This is a genomic window from Mesorhizobium sp. B1-1-6 (assembly GCF_006443035.1).
Taxonomy (GTDB): domain Bacteria; phylum Pseudomonadota; class Alphaproteobacteria; order Rhizobiales; family Rhizobiaceae; genus Mesorhizobium.
Genome location: NZ_VFWR01000020.1, coordinates 81,785 through 98,086, shown reverse-complemented (window position 1 = coordinate 98,086; position 16,302 = coordinate 81,785). Strand labels below are relative to the sequence as shown.

The window sequence follows — 16,302 nt, the reverse complement described above, 5'->3', positions numbered from 1 at the left end:
CCAGCCTCCATCCGCTGGCGATAAAACCGGACAACTCACGTGCTACCTAATCCGGACAACTCATGTGCTTACGACACAATGCGTCGTTGCGCTTGCGTTTGGAGCACTTCCCCTCTATATGCGCGCTCATTCCACACACGGACTTTGGTGTCTGCCCGGGAGAAATCCGGCTGAAACCTCCGGTGGCGTCGAGGACTTCGTCCGAAAATGCCTGTGTCCGTGGAGGCTAACCGGAAAGGAAAATGAGAATGGCTCTGCCTGATTTCAGCATGCGCCAGCTTTTGGAAGCTGGCATTCACTTCGGCCACCAGACCCACCGCTGGAACCCGAAGATGGCGCCCTATATCTACGGCGCCCGCAACAACATCCACATCATCGACCTCAGCCAAACGGTGCCGTTGCTGCACCAGGCGCTGAAGCAGGTTTCCGACACCGTCGCCAAGGGCGGCCGCGTGCTGTTCGTCGGCACCAAGCGCCAGGCGTCCGACATCGTCGCCGATGCCGCGCAGCGTTCGGCCCAGTACTATGTCAACTCGCGTTGGCTGGGCGGCATGCTGACCAACTGGAAGACGATCTCGAACTCGATCCAGCGCCTGCGCAAGCTCGACGAGATGCTGGCCGGCGAGGCGCAAGGGTTGACCAAGAAGGAGCGTCTCAATCTCGACCGCGAGCGCGAGAAGCTCGACAAGGCTCTCGGCGGCATCAAGGACATGGGCTCGACGCCCGACCTGATGTTCGTGATCGACACCAACAAGGAAGCGATCGCCATCCTCGAGGCCAAGCGCCTTGGCATTCCGGTCGTCGCCATCATCGACTCGAACTGCGATCCGGACAAGATCGACTTCCCGATCCCCGGCAATGACGACGCCGCGCGCGCCATCCAGCTCTATTGCGACCTCATCGCGAAGGCTGCCATCGACGGCATCGCCCGCCAGCAGGGCGCGCTGGGTGTCGACATCGGCGCTTCGGTGGAAGCTCCGGTCGAGCCGGTGCTCGGCGAAACTCCGGCGGCGGAAACTCCGGAAGCGTGATAGCGAGGGCCGGTCACGGCCTTCATCTTTCTAATATTTTGACGCGTTAAACGGACGCACCGTCGAGATTCGATGGTGCGTCGGCGCATTTGAACAAAGAGGCGACAATGAGCATTTCGGCTGCACAGGTCAAAGAACTCCGCGACTTGACCGGCGCGGGCATGATGGACTGCAAGGCGGCGTTGAACGAGACCAACGGCAACATGGAAGAAGCCGTCGACTGGCTGCGCAAGAAGGGTATCTCCAAGGCCGACAAGAAGGCAGGCCGCACCGCGGCCGAGGGCCTGATCGGCGTCGATTCCGGCGTGCGCGAGGCCGCGGTCGTCGAGGTCAATTCCGAGACCGACTTCGTCGCCCGCAACGCCGCCTTCCAGGAGATCGTCGCCAACGTCGCCAAGGTGGCACTGGCCTATGGCACGAGCGAGGCCGTGGCTGCCGCGAAGTACCCGGGTTCGGACAAGTCGGTCACCGACACCATCAAGGACGCCGTCGGTACCATCGGCGAGAACATGGGCTTCCGCCGTTCGGCCAAGCTCACCGTTCCGCACGGCGCCGTCGCGACCTATGTTCACAACGCGGTTGCCGACGGCCTTGGCAAGCTGGGCGTCCTGGTCGCTATCGAGACCACGGGCAACGAGCACGCGGCCAATGCATTCGCCCGCCAGGTCGCCATGCATGTCGCCGCCACCAACCCGATGGCACTGACCACCGAGGAACTCGATCCCGCGGCAGTCGAGCGCGAGAAGGCGATCTTCGCCGACCAGGCACGCCAGTCCGGCAAGCCGGAGGCGATCATCGAGAAGATGGTCGAGGGCCGCCTGCGCAAGTTCTACGAGGAAGTCGTGCTTCTGAAGCAGGCCTTCGTGCTCAATCCCGACATCACCGTCGAGAAGGCGCTGAAGGATGCCGAGAAGGAGATCGGCGCTCCGGCCAAGATCTCGGCCTATCTGCGTTTCGCGCTCGGCGAAGGCATCGAGAAGGAAGCGACCGATTTCGCGGCGGAAGTCGCGGCGGCGGTCAAGAAATAGCCCGAAGAACAAGTAAGGCTAAACGGCTCAGGCAACTCGGCCGGGTGTCCGCATGGATGCCCGGCCGATTTCTTGTGCGGTGTCGATGAAGGCCCTCAGCTTCGGCGCCATCGACGCCCGGCGCGGAAAGTAAAGGAAAAGGCCGGGTTCCTCGATTGCCGTCTTTGGCAGGATCTGGACGAGGCGTCCTGCGGCAAGATCGACGCGCACCAGCGGCTCGAACACATAGGCGAGCCCGACCCCTGCAAGCGCAAGATCGATCGCCGCCAGCGAATCGGTCACGACGGCCGTGCCACGCGTCTCGACCACGACCTCCTTGCCGTTGTCGTTCAAATCCCAACGATAGAGCGCGCCGGAGCGGACAAGCCTGTAGCCTATGCAATTATGGTTCGCGAGGTCGGCCACGTCGCGTGGACGGCCGCGCTTTCCGATATAGTCCGGCGAGGCGACCAGCACGGCCTTGAAAGGCTGCGTCAGCCGTATGGCGGTCATGTCCTGCGCGATCATCTCGCCCAGCCTGATGCCGGCGTCAAAACCTTCCCCGACGATATCGACCAGGGCTTGATCGGCGAAAACCTCGACCGTCACATCCGGATAGCGATCGGCCATGGCTGCGATCACAGGCGTCACCGCCAAAGGGATCGCGATGTTGGAGGCATTGATCCTGAGCAGACCGGAAGGCCGTCCCTTGACGCCGCGGATGCGGTCCATCCGCTCCGCGATGTCCTGAAGGGCAGGGCCCGCTGTCTCCACCAATGCCTTGCCGGCTTCTGTCAGCGAGACGCTACGTGTCGTGCGCGCAAACAGCGGCTGGCCGATGCGTTCTTCCACCAGCCGCACCGCATGGCTGACCGCCGACGGGCTCATGCCGAGCTCGGCCGCGGCAAGCGCGAAGCCGCCCCGTCGCGCCACGGCAACGATGACGGGCAGGTGGGTAAGCAGGTCCCGGTCCATTCATGAATGATATCGCATAGTCTTTGCGAACAATGCAATCTTATCGATGGCGGCGCGTTGATCCACATTGTCCTCGATACATCGTCGGCGGGCTGATTTTCCAGGAGACGAGACATGAATGCTTTGAAACATGTGACCTTCGCTGCGGGACTGGCGCTGGCGCCGATCGATGCCGGGGGAGCCGAACCGGCGGAGTGGCAGGCGCTTGCCGACGAGCGCGCGGTCATCCGCATCGCCGATGCCATCGACCGCGCCGTCGACGCGCAGGACTGGAAGCTTGTCCGCAGCTATTTCGCGGATCGGGTTACCGCTGATTTCAGCAGCCTGTCCGGACAGCCGGCGGCCAATATTGCCTCCGACGACCTGATCGGCGCCTGGGCCGGCAACCTCAAGGGCGGCAAGACCAGCCTGCATCTGCGCACCAATCACCAGGTCGTTCTCGAAGCGGACACGGCGACCGTCCTGTCGAACGGCTATGCCTGGAACCGGATGGAAGGCAATGGCGAGCCGCTTTGGGAAGTCTGGGGCACATATGAGCACCACCTGACCCGCTCCGGCGCGGGTTGGAAGGTCGACGGCTTCACCTTCCGCGTGACCCATGAGCGCGGCAATCCCTGGGTCAAGACGACACCCGGCCAATAACCCAACATCAAACTCGATCGGAGAATATCATGACCATGAACTACTACACGCTTGGCAACAGCGGCTTGCGCGTCAGCCGGTTGGCGCTGGGCACCATGACCTTCGGCACCGAATTAGGCTGGGGCACTGATAGGGATACAGCCCGCGCAATCTTCGACGAATATGTCGAGGCGGGCGGCAATTTCTTCGACACGGCCGATCTCTATACCGGCGGCACCGCCGAGACCTGGCTCGGCGAATTCGTCGCCGAGCGCGGATTGCGCGACAAGGCGGTGATCGCCACTAAATTCACCTTCAATTCAGAACCGGGCAATCCGAACGCCGGCGGCAATGGCCGCAAGAACATAATGCGCGCCGTGGACGCCTCTCTGAAGCGGCTCGGAACCGACTATATCGACCTCTATCTCATGCATGTGTGGGACAGGCTGACGCCGGCCGAGGAGGTGCTGCGCACGCTGGACGACCTGGTGCGCGCGGGCAAGGTGCGCCACGTCGGCCTTTCCGATGTGCCGGCCTGGTATGCGGGGCGGGCGCAGGCGATCGCAGAATTGCGCTGCTATGAGCCGATCTCGGCCCTGCAGCTCGAATATTCGCTGGCCGAACGCTCGATCGAGCATGAGTTCGTGCCTTTCGCCACGCATCATGGCGCCGGCGTCATGGTTTGGAGCCCGCTGGCCAGCGGCTTGCTCAGCGGCAAATATCGCCCGACGCAAGCCGGCAATGCCGGCCGGCTCGACGGTTTCCGCAACACCACGCATCCGAGCTTCCGGAAATTCAGCGACCGCAATTGGGCGATCGTGGCCGAGCTCGAAAAGGTGGCCGCCGAACTCGGCCGCAGCATGGCCCAGGTGGCACTCAACTGGGTGGCGACGCAGCCCGGCGTCGCAACCGTCATCCTGGGCGCGACCAAGCTCGCGCAACTGCAGGACAACCTCGCGGCGCTGGATTTTTCGATTGCCCCCGAACTCCGCAAGCGGCTGGATTCGGTGAGCAGCATGCCGGCGCCGTTCCCGCATTCCTATTTCGGGCCCGAGATCCAGGTCAGGGTGGCCGGCGGTGTCGTGACCGGCGACAAGCCCTCCGGCTATTCGCCGCAGGTTCTGGTGGAAGGCGAGGCGGTCAGCATCAGCAGCAACTGATCGAAAAAGCCTGGGATTTTGCGCAAGGGCGCGGCGTGACATCGCCGCGCCCTTCGTGTATCGGGTCGAACCATCATGCCAGCGCCGCCAGGCGAAGCGGGGCAGTTTCGCCTCCTGATTTGCCGCGCCGAGATTTTCGAGGACCAGATGACGGTGAAGCCCTTCTACCGACGTGTCTTGCTGAAAGCGTCTGGTGAAGCGTTGATGGGCGAACAGCATTTCGGCATCGACGTCTCGGTCGTCGACCGCATCGCCGGCGACATCGCCGAAGCCCGCGCGCTCGGCATCGAGGTTGGCGTCGTCATCGGCGGCGGCAATATCTTTCGCGGTGTGGCGGTTGCCTCCAAGGGTGGCGACCGCGTCACCGGCGACCATATGGGTATGCTCGCCACCGTCATCAATTCGCTGGCGCTGCGCACCTCGCTGAACAAGATCGGCGTCGATGCGGTGGTTCTTTCCGCGATCGCCATGCCTGAGCTTTGCGAGAGCTTTTCGCAGCGCCAGGCAACCGCCTACATGAACCAGGGCAAGGTGGTGATCTTTGCCGGCGGCACCGGCAATCCGTTCTTCACCACTGATTCGGCCGCAGCACTTCGCGCCGCTGAAATCGGCGCCGACGCGCTGTTCAAGGGCACACAGGTCGACGGCGTCTATTCTGCCGACCCGAAGAAGGACCCGAACGCGACGCGTTTCGAGCGCATCAGCCATGCCGAAGTGATAAATCGCGGCCTTTCCATCATGGATACGGCAGCGATTGCACTTGCGCGCGAAAACAACATTCCGATAATCGTCTATTCGATCCACGAAAAAGGTGGTTTCGGCGATATTCTAAGGGGCGGCGGCCGCTGCACGGTCGTCGCGGACGATTGATCCGGGGCCTGATCGCGGAAAAGGCGAAAACCGGTTTCGAAATCAGGCTCGAACACGGGGCCTTGCCCCGAAAGCAGTGAACCCGCGTCAGACGGGTCGAGGAGACTAAGATGAGTGGTGAGTACGACGATCTCAAGCGGCGCATGGATGGGGCAATCGCCGCGTTCAAGCATGACCTGGCTTCGCTGCGGACCGGTCGCGCTTCCAGCAACCTGCTCGACGCTATCCAGGTGCAGGCCTATGGCACCAGCATGCCGATCAACCAGGTGGCCAATGTCACGGTGCCTGAGCCGCGCATGATTTCGGTGTCGGTCTGGGACAAGTCGATGGTGGGCGCGGTCGATCGCGCCATCCGCGAATCCAATCTGGGCTTCAACCCTATCGTGGACGGCACCAATCTCAGGATTCCGCTTCCGGAACTCAACGAGCAGCGCCGTAAGGAACTCGTCAAGATCTCGCATGGCTACGCCGAGAACGCCCGTGTCGCAGCGCGCCATGTGCGCCGCGACGGCATGGACTTCCTGAAGAAGGCGGAGAAGGACGGCGTCATCAGCGAGGACGATCAGCGCAAGCGCTCCGACCAGGTCCAGAAGCTTACCGACGAAACGATCAGCACCATCGACCACCTGCTTTCCGACAAGGAAGCTGAAATCATGCAGGTTTAGGGTCTGGCCGGCGGCTGGCCCGAAAGCGAGATCATGGCAACGCCCGCGCATGTCGCGATCATCATGGATGGAAACGGACGCTGGGCCAAGGCGCGCGGCATGCCGCGGCTCGCCGGCCATCGCGCGGGCGTAGAAGCACTGCGCAAGACGGTGCGCGCCGCGCCCGATCTCGGCATTTCCTACCTGACTGTCTATGCCTTCTCTTCGGAAAACTGGTCGCGGCCGAAATCCGAAGTCAGCGACCTGATGGGCCTGTTGAAGCTGTTCATTCGCCGCGATCTCGCCGAACTGCACCGCAGCGGCGTGCGCGTCAGGATCATCGGCGACAGGGCAGGGCTGCAGCCCGATATCAGGCTCCTGCTCGAAGAAGCCGAAGCGCTGACGTCGGCCAACGAGGCGCTGACGCTGATCATCGCCTTCAACTACGGCGGACGCGACGAGATCGTGCGCACGGCGCGCAAGCTTGCCTCGGCCGTCGCGCGCGGCGAGCTCGACAGCGAGGCGATCACCGCCGAATCCTTTGCCGGCTGCCTCGACACGCAAGGCGTTCCCGATCCCGAACTGGTCATACGCACCAGCGGTGAGCTTCGCCTTTCCAATTTTCTTCTGTGGCAGGCTGCCTATAGCGAGCTTGTGTTCCTGCCCTGCTATTGGCCCGATTTCAGCCGAGAGCATCTAGCCGAGGCCTTGCGCGAGTTCGCCGGGCGCGAACGCCGTTTTGGCGGGCTGGATCCGCAAGATGTCGCTTCGCGGCCGGCCGCGGGATGAGCAATCTCCAGCTTCGCGTTCTTTCGGCGGTCGTGCTTGCCATCGCGACGCTTGGCCTGACCTGGTTCGGCGGCCTGCCGTTCCGGCTGCTTTCAGCCGCGATTTCGGCGGTGATCTTCTACGAATGGACGCGCATGTCTCGCCCTTCCGGGACGACCGGGCTCGGTTTTTTGCCGGAAGCGCTGCTGCTGGTGTTTCTCGGCGCCCTGATCACCGGCCTGCCTGCCTTGTGGCTGCTGCTTCTAGTGGCTGCACTGGTCGCCGTCACGGCCATCGCCGCCCAACTGCGCGGGGCCGGGCAGTGGGATGCCTCCGGCCTTGCCTATGCAGCCGTCTCGGGTCTTTCCCTTGCGCTTCTGCGTGACGGCGACCATTCCGGCCTCGTCGCCATCCTGTTCCTGTTCGCGGTGGTCTGGGCGACCGACATCTTTGCCTATTTCGTCGGCCGGGCCGTCGGTGGCCCGAGGCTGGCGCCGTCCATCTCTCCCGGCAAGACGCGAAGTGGCGCGCTCGGCGGCGCCGTGGGCGGGGTCGTTGCGGGGCTCATCCTGGCCGTCGCCGCCGGTGCGGGCAACCTGCCAATGCTCGGTCTCGTCGCGCTCGCGCTTTCAATCGTCTCCCAGGCTGGCGACCTCCTGGAATCCTGGGTCAAGCGCCGCCACGGCCGCAAGGATTCGGGCGCGCTCATTCCGGGCCATGGCGGCGTCATGGACCGTGTCGACGGGCTTGTCGCGGCGGCTTTCGCCCTATACGTCATCGGCTGGATTTCGGCGGGCGCCGATCAGCCGGCACAGGGGCTGTTTCCCATTTGAACGGCATCGTTCCACGATCGATGCGGGCGCGCCTTGGATTCGCCTGGATTGATGTCACAGTCGCGGCGCAACGGTGTCGCGGAAGAACTGAGGATTTGAGTTGAACGAGATTCTTCACGCGATCTTCGGCATGGAAGGCTTCCTTCTCGGCACGCTCGTGCCCTTCCTGTTCGTGCTGACCGTGGTCGTGTTCGTCCACGAGATGGGCCACTATCTCGTTGGCCGCTGGTGCGGCATCGGCGTCAGGGCCTTTTCGATCGGTTTCGGCCCGGAACTCTTCGGCTTCAACGACAGGCACGGCACGCGCTGGAAGCTCTGCGCCATACCGCTTGGCGGCTATGTCAAATTCGTCGGCGACATGAACGCCACCTCCAGCCAGCCGTCGATGGAAGAGATCGAAACGCTGACCGACGAGGAACGCAAGGTCGCCTTTCACACCCAGCCGATCTGGAAGCGGGCGGCGACGGTGGTGGCCGGGCCGCTGTTCAATTTCCTGCTGACGATCGTCGTCTTTTCGGTGCTGTTTTCAGCCTATGGCCGCTATGTCGCGGAACCCATGGTGGCCGAGGTGACCGCCGGCAGCCCGGCGGCGAAAGCCGGCATCCTGCCCGGCGACCGATTCGTCAGCGTCGACGGCAGCAAGATCGAAACCTTCGGTGACGTCCAACGCCTGGTTTCGGGCCGGGCCGGCGACAGCATCACCTTCGTCATGCTGCGCGACGGCAAGGAAGTGACCGTGACCGCCACGCCGCAGCTGATGGAGCAGCAGGACGCGCTCGGCAACAAGGTCAAGGTGGCCGTGATCGGCGTCGTCAACAACCAGGAACTCGGCCAGCCCAGGCTGATCACCTACAGCCCCGCCGGCGCGTTGGCCGCGGCGGTGGAGGAAACCGGGCACGTCATCCAGCGCACCGGCCAGTTCCTGCAGCGTTTCGTCGTCGGGCGCGAGGACAAGTGCCAGCTCGGCGGCCCGGTGAAGATCGCGGACATGGCCGGCAAGGCGGCGAAGCTCGGCTTCGAATGGCTCGTGCAGCTCGTTGCGCTGCTGTCCGTGGGCATCGGCATCCTCAATCTTTTGCCGATTCCCCCCCTCGACGGCGGCCATCTCCTGTTCTACGGCGTGGAGGCCGTCATCCGCCGGCCGGTGTCGGAACGGATGATGGAAATGGCCTATCGGGCCGGTCTGCTTCTGGTTTTGGGCTTCATGGGTTTCGTATTCTGGAACGATCTGTTTGGATGCTGAAATCATGAAGAAATTTGGCTTCGGGATGGTCGATGTTGAGACGCCGTTTACCATGCACGGGGATATGAGTGACGCGAAAGCCACGCACCAGGGTTAAGTAAATACAAATTAACCAGAAGCCTTGCGTGTAGGGAAAATCCGGTTAATACGGTACGAGAAATTACCGCACGTCCGGTTTTCTCGCCGTGGGGACTACGAGAAAAGGTTATTAAGCCCGATGAAGGCAGCATCCAAGTTTTTGAGCGCCGCTTCCGCGGCAGCCCTGTCCGCGGCTTTGGTCGTGCCAGGTGCGCTCGCAGTGCAGTTCGTTGCCACATCGGCGGCCGAAGCCGCTGTCGTCAGCAGGGTGGAGGTGAGCGGCAACCAACGTGTCGACGCCGATACCATCCGCAATTACATCACCATCAAGCCGGGCAAATCCTTCTCCAGCTCCGACATCGACAGCGCGGTCAAGGCGCTCTTCGGAACCGGGTTGTTCTCGGATGTGCAGATCAATCAGGTCGGTTCGACGTTGGTGGTCAAGGTTTCCGAGTACCAGGTCGTCAACCAGGTGCTGTTCCAGGGCAACAAGAAGCTCAAGGACAACGCGCTTGCGGCTGCCGTGCAGTTGAAGCCGCGCGGCACGTTCTCGCAGGCGGCGCTCGACGCCGATGTAGAGTCGGTCAAGGCCGCCTACAGGCGTATCGGCCGTGACGATGCCGCCGTGACCACCGAGGTCATGCAGCTCGGCGACAACCGCGTGAACGTGGTCTTCCATGTCAATGAAGGTGATCGCACGCAGATCGCGGCGATCAATTTCGTCGGCAACAGCGCTTATTCGAGCCGCCGCCTGTCAGATGTGATCACGACCAAGCGCTCGTCCTGGGTTTCGTTCATCCTGCGCGACGACGTCTATGACGACGACAAGCTGCGCGCCGACCAGGAGCTGCTGCGGCGCTTCTACTACAATCACGGCTATGCCGACTTCCAGGTCGTGTCCGCTGTCGGCGAACTCGACAACGCGACCAACAAGTACACGGTCACCATAACCGTCCAGGAAGGCGAGCGTTATACGTTCGGCGACATCAGCGTCGAAAGCACGATTCCGGAAGTCGACTCGAAGGCGCTGGAATCGGTGGTCGAGACCCACAAGGGCGACGTCTACAACGCCAAGAACGTCGAGGACACCATCATTGCCCTGACTGAGAAGGTGGCCGGCTCCGGCTACGCCTTCGCGCAGGTCACGCCGCGTGGCGACCGCAATTTCGAGAATCATACGATTTCGGTGGTCTACACCATCGACCAGGGCACCAAGGCCTATGTCGAGCGCATCGAGATCCGCGGCAATGACCGCACGCGCGACTATGTCATCCGCCGCGAGTTCGACGTCAGCGAAGGCGATGCGTTCAACCAAGTGCTGATCCAGCGCGCGAAGAAGCGGCTGGAAGATCTCAATTACTTTGACAAAGTCGAGGTTTCGACGGTGCCCGGTTCGGCGCCGGACCAGGTCGTGCTGGTGGTCGACGTGGTCGAAAAGTCGACCGGTGAATTCTCTGTCGGCGCCGGCTATTCGACCGGTGGCGACACCGCCGGTCCGTCCGTCGAAGGATCGATCACAGAGCGCAACTTCCTCGGCCGCGGCCAGTTCATCAAGGTGTCGGCGGGTGGCGGCAAGAACTCGCGCGATTACAGCCTTTCGTTCACCGAGCCCTATTTCCTCGGGCGCCGTATCGCCGCCGGCTTCGACATCTACAAGCGGACCAGGGAATACGACGACTACGACAGCGATACTGTGGGCGCGACGGTGCGCTTCGGCCTGCCGATCACAGACAGCATCTCGACCCAGCTGGCCTACAATATCTCCCGGGAGAAGTATGAGGTAGACGACGGTTGCGATGCCACCGATGTAGATCCCAGCGGCACCTGCGACATTTCCAGAGCCGTGTTGGATGGCATCGAGCAAAGCCCTTGGATCAAGTCGTCGGTCAGTCTGGGACTGGTTTATAACACCATCGACGACATGAAGAACCCGCATGAGGGTATCTATGCCACCTCCACGGTTGAAGTGGCCGGCCTCGGTGGCGACGCCAAGTTCGTGAAGGTCACCGGACGCGGCAGCGTCTATCAGACGCTGTCCGAGCAGTTCGATCTTGTCGGCCTCATTTCGGGCGGCGCCGGCCATGTCGAAGGCTACGGCGGCGACGGCGATCTGCGCATCTTCGATCACTTCCAGAGCACCGATCGCATGATCCGCGGTTTCGCTTATGGCGGCATCGGCCCAGTCGACAGCGACGGTGCGGGTGACCACCTTGGCGGCACCACTTATTTCAACGCGTCGGCAGAGGCTCAATTCCCGCTGCCGGTCGTTCCAGAAAGCTTCGGTCTGCGCGGCGCGGTCTTTGCAGACGCGGCAACACTCTATGGCAGCAAGGTTGCCAATGATTTGGTTGACCAATCATCCGTGGGCATGAAATGGCGCGCCTCGGTCGGTGTCGGCCTGATGTGGGCTTCGCCGTTCGGTCCGATCCGTATCGACTATGCGATCCCGGTCAAGAAGGAAGCGAGGGACGACGTGCAGGAATTCAACTTCGGCATATCGACCCGCTTCTGACCGGCGGATGACGATGCTCCCGGGTCGTTGAGATCCGGGAGAAAATGTTCCGATCTAGCTGGATATAGCTTCTGGAATGACCGATCCGGTGTTCTTCGCGCCATCACGCCGGTATACGGCGGGCGAAGTCGCGAATCTGACCGGCTCGGTGCTTGTCGATTCCGGCCAGTCCGGCGTTTTCATCGACGCGCTGGCGCCTGCCAACGAAGGCGGCGAGAATGCGCTCGTTTTCGTCGATGGCAAACGCAATTCCGTGCTGATGCCGTCGCTGCGGGCTGCCGCTGTGCTGTGCCCGGCGGAGTTCGCCGGCAAGGCGCCTGCCGCCATCGCCGTCCTTGTACATCCCCGTCCGCAACAGGCATTCGCGCTGGTCGGACGACTGCTGTTTCCGACGGCGGCGACCCCGGGGCCAATGACCGGTGAAACCGGTATCTCGCCGCATGCCCATATCGATCCGAGCGCACATGTCGAGGAAGGTGCCGTCGTCGAAGCCGGCGCGGTGATCGGTCCTGCGGTGTCCATAGGCGCCGGCACCGTCATCGCGCCTCACGCCGTCGTCGGCCGTTCCTGCCAGATCGGGCGTGACGGCTATATCGGCCCGGGCGCCAGCGTCCAATATGCCTTGATCGGCAACCGCGTCATCATTCATGGCGGCGCCCGGATCGGCCAGGACGGCTTTGGCTTCGTTGCCGGCGCCAAGGGGCCGGAACGTGTTCCGCAGATCGGCCGCGTCATCATCCAGGACGACGTCGAGATCGGTTCCAATTCCACGGTCGACCGCGGCGCCATGTCCGATACGATCATCGGCCAGGGCACCAAGATCGACAATCTCGTGCAGATCGCGCATAACGTCCGCATCGGCCGCAACTGCATCGTGGCCGGACTTTCGGGTATCTCCGGTTCCGTCGTCGTGGGCGACAATGTCACCATGGGCGGCGGCGTCGGGCTTGCGGATCACCTGACCATAGGGTCGGGCGCGAAGCTTGCCGCGAGAAGCGGATTCATGAGCAATGTGCCCGCGGGCGAGATCTGGGGCGGCTATCCGGCACAGCCGATGGCGGAAGCCATGCGCGAGATAGCCATGCTGCGCAAGCTCGCCAGGACCCGCAAACAGGGCGAGGGGAGCAATGGCTGACATCACCGGGACGACGCTGGAAGCAGTCGACATATTGGGGCTGATGAAGCTCCTGCCGCATCGCTATCCGTTCCTGATGATCGACCGCATCGTCGACATTGATGGCGACGAATCCGCCACCGGCATCAAGAACGTGACCATAAACGAGCCGCATTTTCAGGGTCACTTCCCCGAGCAGCCGGTCATGCCGGGCGTGCTCATCGTCGAGGCGATGGCACAGACTGCCGGGGCCATCTGCATCCGCAGTCTTCGCACTGAAAAGCCGTCGCTGGTCTATTTCCTGACCATCGACAACGCCAAGTTCCGCAAACCGGTCGTTCCCGGCGATCAGTTGAAGATCCATGTCAAGAAAATCAAGAAACGCGGCAACCTGCTCAAATTCGCCTGTGAAGCCCTGGTCGACGGCAACAAGGCCGCCGAGGCTGAGATCTCAGCCATGATGGTCACCGGCGACTGACAATCGAATGCTTATGAAAATCAAGACATCCATCCATCCTTCCTCCGTCGTGGAGGAAGGCGCTCAAATCGGCCAAGGCGTCCGCATAGGACCGCTCTGTTATGTCGGCGCAGATGCCGTGATTGGCGACGGCGTTGAACTGGTCAGCCATGTCTCGGTGATAGGCGCGACGACGATCGGCGCGTCGACCAAGGTCTATCCGATGGCGATACTGGGCGGGCCGCCGCAGAACACCAAGCACAAGGGCGGCCGCACCACGCTCGTCATCGGCGAGAACTGCACGATCCGCGAAGGCGTCACCATGCATGTCGGCACCGATACCAGCCGCGGCGAAACGACGGTCGGCGACAATGGCAATTTTCTCGCCTACGCCCACATCGCCCATGACTGCGTCGTCGGCAAGAACGCCACCTTCGCCAACGGCGCGACGCTGGGCGGACACTGCGAAATCGGCGACAACGTCTATATCGGCGGTCTCAGCGCCGTTCATCAATTCGTGCGGGTAGGCGACAACGCTTTTCTTGGCGGGTGCTCGGCTTTTGTGGGTGATGTCATTCCCTATGCCATGGCGGCGGGAAATCGGGCCAGCCTGCGCGGCCTCAACATCATCGGGCTCAAGCGCTCCGGTCTGCCAAGATCCGAGATCTATCTGCTGCGCAGGGTCTATAAGACAATATTCGACCGCTCGCGCACCGTTGGCGAGAACATCGAATTCGCCAAGGCGGAATTCGCCACGTCACCGACCGCCATGAAGATCATCGATTTCATCTCCAGTCGCGGCAAGCGGCACTATGCTGTGCCATCGCTCAAGGGGAGCGATTGCGATGACGGCGATGACGAAGACTGAGGCGGCGGCAGCGGATTTCGTTCTCTCGCCGGGGGCCAAGGTCGGCATCGTCGCCGGCGGCGGCAGCCTGCCGGTGGAAGTCGCGCAAGGCCTGGCCGCGCATGGCTACCCGCCCTTCATCCTCTTGATGGAAGGTGAGGCCGACCGCCAGCAGGAGTTGCTCCGATACGAACACGACAGCCTCGCCCTCGAGCAGATCGGTTCACTGGTGGCGACGCTGAAGCGCCACGGCATCACTCATGTGGTCCTTGCCGGCGAAATCAGACGCCGGCCCCGGCTGACCGACATCCGTCCGAGCCTTGGCTTGCTGGCGATCGTACCATCGGTGATCATGGCGCTGGCGCGCGGCGATGACGGACTTTTGAAGGTGGTGACACGCGGCCTGGAGAAGCGGGGCATCAAAGTGGTCGGCGCGCATGAGGTCGTTCCCGAACTGGCCGCCGGCGAAGGCACGCTGACCACGGCGAAACCAAAGCAATCGGACTGGCGCGACATCGAGGCGGCCAGGCTGGCCGCCAAGGCCATCGGCGCGCTTGATATCGGGCAGGCGGCGGTTGCGATCGGAGGCCGGGCCATCGCGCTGGAAGGCATCGAAGGCACGAGCGGCCTGCTCGAAAGAGCGCGCGCGCTGCGCGGCCATGGCAGGCTTGCCGGAAAGACCCGCGGAGTGCTGGTCAAATGCGCCAAACCCGGCCAGGAGCTGCGGGCCGACCTGCCGTCGATAGGGCCGCAGACGGTGGAAGCAGCCCATGCGGCGGGGCTTGCCGGAATTGCCGTCGAGGCGGGGCGCTCTCTCATCCTGGAGGGGCCGGCGACGCTGTCGCGGGCGAATGCGCTCGGCCTGTTCATCGTCGGCCTGCCAGCAGGGGAGCCGGCGCATGGCTGACAAGGCGCTGAAGATCGCAATCGTGGCCGGCGAGGAATCCGGCGACCTGCTTGGCGCCGACATCGTGCGCTCGATCAAGCAGTCGACGGGGCGCGAGGTGCAGCTCGTCGGTCTCGGCGGCCGCCATCTGCAGGCGCTCGGGCTGGTCTCGCCGTTCGACGCCGGCGAGATCGCCCTCATGGGCTTCAGCGCCATCCTGAGTGACCTGCCGCGGCTGATGCGGCGGATCAGTCAGCTGGCCAGGACGGTCGCGGATGCGAAGCCCGACTGCCTCATAACCATCGACAGCCCCGATTTTTCCCTGCGCGTGGCCAGGAAAGTGCGCGCGGCCAACCCCACCATCCCGATCATCCACTATGTCTGCCCCAGCGTCTGGGCATGGCGGCCGGGCAGGGCGGTGGCGATGAAGCCCTATGTCGACCACATCCTCTGCATCCTGCCGTTCGAGGTGAAGGAGCTAGGCAGGCTCGGCGGACCGCCTGGCACCTATGTCGGACATCGCCTCACCCATGACGCGGGCGTGCTCTCTGCGGCGAGGGCGCAGGCGCAGCCGCGGGATCTTTCGCCGGATCGCGTGAAGACGCTGCTTGTGCTGCCCGGCTCGCGGCGCAGCGAAGTGCGGCGGCTGCTCGAGCCGTTTGGGGAGACCGTATCGATGCTGCGGGCCCGCCGGCATCGCTTGCGGCTGATGTTGCCGACGGTGCCGCATGTCGCCGATGTCGTGCGCTCCGCGGTCGCTCGCTGGGACGAGAAGCCCGAGATCATCCTCGACGCTGAGCGAAAGTGGCAGGCTTTCGGCAAGGCCGACGCGGCGCTGATCGCGTCCGGCACGGTTTCGCTTGAACTGGCGCTGTCTGACGTGCCGATGATCTCCTGCTACAGGCTGGACCCGGTTGCGCGCATCGTGGCGCCATATCTCGTTTCGGTCTGGTCGGCGCTGCTGCCCAATTTGATATCGGATCGGGCGCTGATCCCGGAATTCTACAACGAGTATGTCAAGCCGAACAATCTGGCCCGCCAGCTCGAAGCGCTGTTCGCCGACACAGGCATGCGCAGATGGCAGAAGGACGGGTTCGCCGAGATCGCCCGGCGCATGACAACCGCCAAGTCGTCAGGCGACATCGCCGCGCAGGTGGTGATGGGGTATATCAAGAGAGTGAGTAGTGAGTAGTGAGTAGTGAGTAGTGAGTAGGATTACCGCTCTTTCCCTACTGACTACTGACTTATTCACTTCT

General features: G+C 63.0%; 16 protein-coding genes. 15 read left to right on the top strand and 1 reads right to left on the bottom strand.

The annotated features are described in order from the left end of the window. Nucleotides 1–248: 248 nt before the first annotated feature. Nucleotides 249–1,031 carry a 30S ribosomal protein S2 gene (rpsB, locus tag FJ979_RS29280; protein WP_140498708.1) on the top strand — a complete coding sequence of 261 codons (783 nt, stop codon included), beginning with the start codon at nucleotides 249–251 and terminating at the stop codon, nucleotides 1,029–1,031. Nucleotides 1,032–1,138: 107 nt separating this feature from the next. After that, complete coding sequence (tsf, locus tag FJ979_RS29275; RefSeq protein WP_140498706.1) at nucleotides 1,139–2,059, top strand: translation elongation factor Ts; 921 nt, start codon at nucleotides 1,139–1,141, stop codon at nucleotides 2,057–2,059. A 27-nt stretch (nucleotides 2,060–2,086) separates the two neighbouring features. On the opposite strand, the gene FJ979_RS29270 is transcribed toward tsf, so the two are convergent. After that, entirely contained in the window at nucleotides 2,087–3,013 is a 927-nt protein-coding gene (locus FJ979_RS29270; protein ID WP_140564523.1) for a LysR family transcriptional regulator, read from the bottom strand. Between the two features lie 114 nt (nucleotides 3,014–3,127). On the opposite strand from FJ979_RS29270, the gene FJ979_RS29265 reads away from it, so the two are divergent. From FJ979_RS29265 to lpxB, 13 genes are all read left to right on the top strand, one after another. After that, nucleotides 3,128–3,655 (top strand): nuclear transport factor 2 family protein, encoded by a 528-nt coding sequence (locus tag FJ979_RS29265; protein ID WP_140515354.1) that lies wholly within the window; start codon nucleotides 3,128–3,130, stop codon nucleotides 3,653–3,655. Nucleotides 3,656–3,684: 29 nt separating this feature from the next. Next, the gene (locus FJ979_RS29260) at nucleotides 3,685–4,794 is read left to right on the top strand and encodes an aldo/keto reductase (protein ID WP_140498700.1); all 1,110 of its coding nucleotides are present in this window, start codon (nucleotides 3,685–3,687) and stop codon (nucleotides 4,792–4,794) included. A 147-nt stretch (nucleotides 4,795–4,941) separates the two neighbouring features. Continuing rightward, nucleotides 4,942–5,664 carry a UMP kinase gene (gene pyrH, locus FJ979_RS29255; protein ID WP_140560967.1) on the top strand — a complete coding sequence of 241 codons (723 nt, stop codon included), beginning with the start codon at nucleotides 4,942–4,944 and terminating at the stop codon, nucleotides 5,662–5,664. A gap of 110 nt (nucleotides 5,665–5,774) precedes the next feature. Next, a complete protein-coding gene (gene frr / locus FJ979_RS29250; protein WP_140498698.1) occupies nucleotides 5,775–6,329 on the top strand; it encodes a ribosome recycling factor in 555 nt (184 codons plus the stop codon). Between the two features lie 33 nt (nucleotides 6,330–6,362). Continuing rightward, nucleotides 6,363–7,097 (top strand): isoprenyl transferase, encoded by a 735-nt coding sequence (locus tag FJ979_RS29245; protein WP_140498696.1) that lies wholly within the window; start codon nucleotides 6,363–6,365, stop codon nucleotides 7,095–7,097. Beyond that, nucleotides 7,094–7,909 (top strand): phosphatidate cytidylyltransferase, encoded by an 816-nt coding sequence (locus FJ979_RS29240; RefSeq protein ID WP_140498694.1) that lies wholly within the window; start codon nucleotides 7,094–7,096, stop codon nucleotides 7,907–7,909. Before FJ979_RS29245 ends, FJ979_RS29240 begins: the two co-directional genes overlap by 4 nt. A gap of 100 nt (nucleotides 7,910–8,009) precedes the next feature. Then, a complete protein-coding gene (gene rseP, locus FJ979_RS29235) occupies nucleotides 8,010–9,152 on the top strand; it encodes an RIP metalloprotease RseP (RefSeq protein ID WP_140564524.1) in 1,143 nt (380 codons plus the stop codon). Between the two features lie 217 nt (nucleotides 9,153–9,369). Further along, nucleotides 9,370–11,742 (top strand): outer membrane protein assembly factor BamA, encoded by a 2,373-nt coding sequence (gene bamA, locus FJ979_RS29230; RefSeq protein ID WP_140560947.1) that lies wholly within the window; start codon nucleotides 9,370–9,372, stop codon nucleotides 11,740–11,742. A gap of 76 nt (nucleotides 11,743–11,818) precedes the next feature. After that, nucleotides 11,819–12,877 carry a UDP-3-O-(3-hydroxymyristoyl)glucosamine N-acyltransferase gene (lpxD, locus tag FJ979_RS29225; RefSeq protein ID WP_140498688.1) on the top strand — a complete coding sequence of 353 codons (1,059 nt, stop codon included), beginning with the start codon at nucleotides 11,819–11,821 and terminating at the stop codon, nucleotides 12,875–12,877. Then, nucleotides 12,870–13,334: a 3-hydroxyacyl-ACP dehydratase FabZ gene (gene fabZ / locus FJ979_RS29220; protein WP_140498686.1), complete on the top strand. Its 465-nt coding sequence runs from the start codon at nucleotides 12,870–12,872 to the stop codon at nucleotides 13,332–13,334. Before lpxD ends, fabZ begins: the two co-directional genes overlap by 8 nt. A 13-nt stretch (nucleotides 13,335–13,347) precedes the next feature. Beyond that, on the top strand, nucleotides 13,348–14,181 hold the full coding sequence (lpxA, locus tag FJ979_RS29215) for an acyl-ACP--UDP-N-acetylglucosamine O-acyltransferase (protein ID WP_140584442.1): 834 nt from the start codon (nucleotides 13,348–13,350) through the stop codon (nucleotides 14,179–14,181). Further along, nucleotides 14,168–15,067, top strand: coding sequence for an LpxI family protein (locus tag FJ979_RS29210; RefSeq protein ID WP_181181819.1), 900 nt, complete (start codon nucleotides 14,168–14,170; stop codon nucleotides 15,065–15,067). Before lpxA ends, FJ979_RS29210 begins: the two co-directional genes overlap by 14 nt. Beyond that, nucleotides 15,060–16,238 (top strand): lipid-A-disaccharide synthase, encoded by a 1,179-nt coding sequence (lpxB, locus tag FJ979_RS29205; protein WP_140584441.1) that lies wholly within the window; start codon nucleotides 15,060–15,062, stop codon nucleotides 16,236–16,238. The genes FJ979_RS29210 and lpxB overlap by 8 nt, the downstream gene beginning before the upstream one ends. Nucleotides 16,239–16,302 lie beyond the last annotated feature (64 nt).

Coding starts and splice junctions, on each gene's coding strand:
- rpsB (WP_140498708.1), top strand. CDS start 249: ATGGCTCTGCCTGATTTCAGCATGCGCCAGCTTTTGGAAGCTGGCATT.
- tsf (WP_140498706.1), top strand. CDS start 1,139: ATGAGCATTTCGGCTGCACAGGTCAAAGAACTCCGCGACTTGACCGGC.
- FJ979_RS29270 (WP_140564523.1), bottom strand. CDS start 3,013: ATGGACCGGGACCTGCTTACCCACCTGCCCGTCATCGTTGCCGTGGCG.
- FJ979_RS29265 (WP_140515354.1), top strand. CDS start 3,128: ATGAATGCTTTGAAACATGTGACCTTCGCTGCGGGACTGGCGCTGGCG.
- FJ979_RS29260 (WP_140498700.1), top strand. CDS start 3,685: ATGACCATGAACTACTACACGCTTGGCAACAGCGGCTTGCGCGTCAGC.
- pyrH (WP_140560967.1), top strand. CDS start 4,942: ATGACGGTGAAGCCCTTCTACCGACGTGTCTTGCTGAAAGCGTCTGGT.
- frr (WP_140498698.1), top strand. CDS start 5,775: ATGAGTGGTGAGTACGACGATCTCAAGCGGCGCATGGATGGGGCAATC.
- FJ979_RS29245 (WP_140498696.1), top strand. CDS start 6,363: ATGGCAACGCCCGCGCATGTCGCGATCATCATGGATGGAAACGGACGC.
- FJ979_RS29240 (WP_140498694.1), top strand. CDS start 7,094: ATGAGCAATCTCCAGCTTCGCGTTCTTTCGGCGGTCGTGCTTGCCATC.
- bamA (WP_140560947.1), top strand. CDS start 9,370: ATGAAGGCAGCATCCAAGTTTTTGAGCGCCGCTTCCGCGGCAGCCCTG.
- lpxD (WP_140498688.1), top strand. CDS start 11,819: ATGACCGATCCGGTGTTCTTCGCGCCATCACGCCGGTATACGGCGGGC.
- fabZ (WP_140498686.1), top strand. CDS start 12,870: ATGGCTGACATCACCGGGACGACGCTGGAAGCAGTCGACATATTGGGG.
- lpxA (WP_140584442.1), top strand. CDS start 13,348: ATGAAAATCAAGACATCCATCCATCCTTCCTCCGTCGTGGAGGAAGGC.
- FJ979_RS29210 (WP_181181819.1), top strand. CDS start 14,168: ATGACGAAGACTGAGGCGGCGGCAGCGGATTTCGTTCTCTCGCCGGGG.
- lpxB (WP_140584441.1), top strand. CDS start 15,060: ATGGCTGACAAGGCGCTGAAGATCGCAATCGTGGCCGGCGAGGAATCC.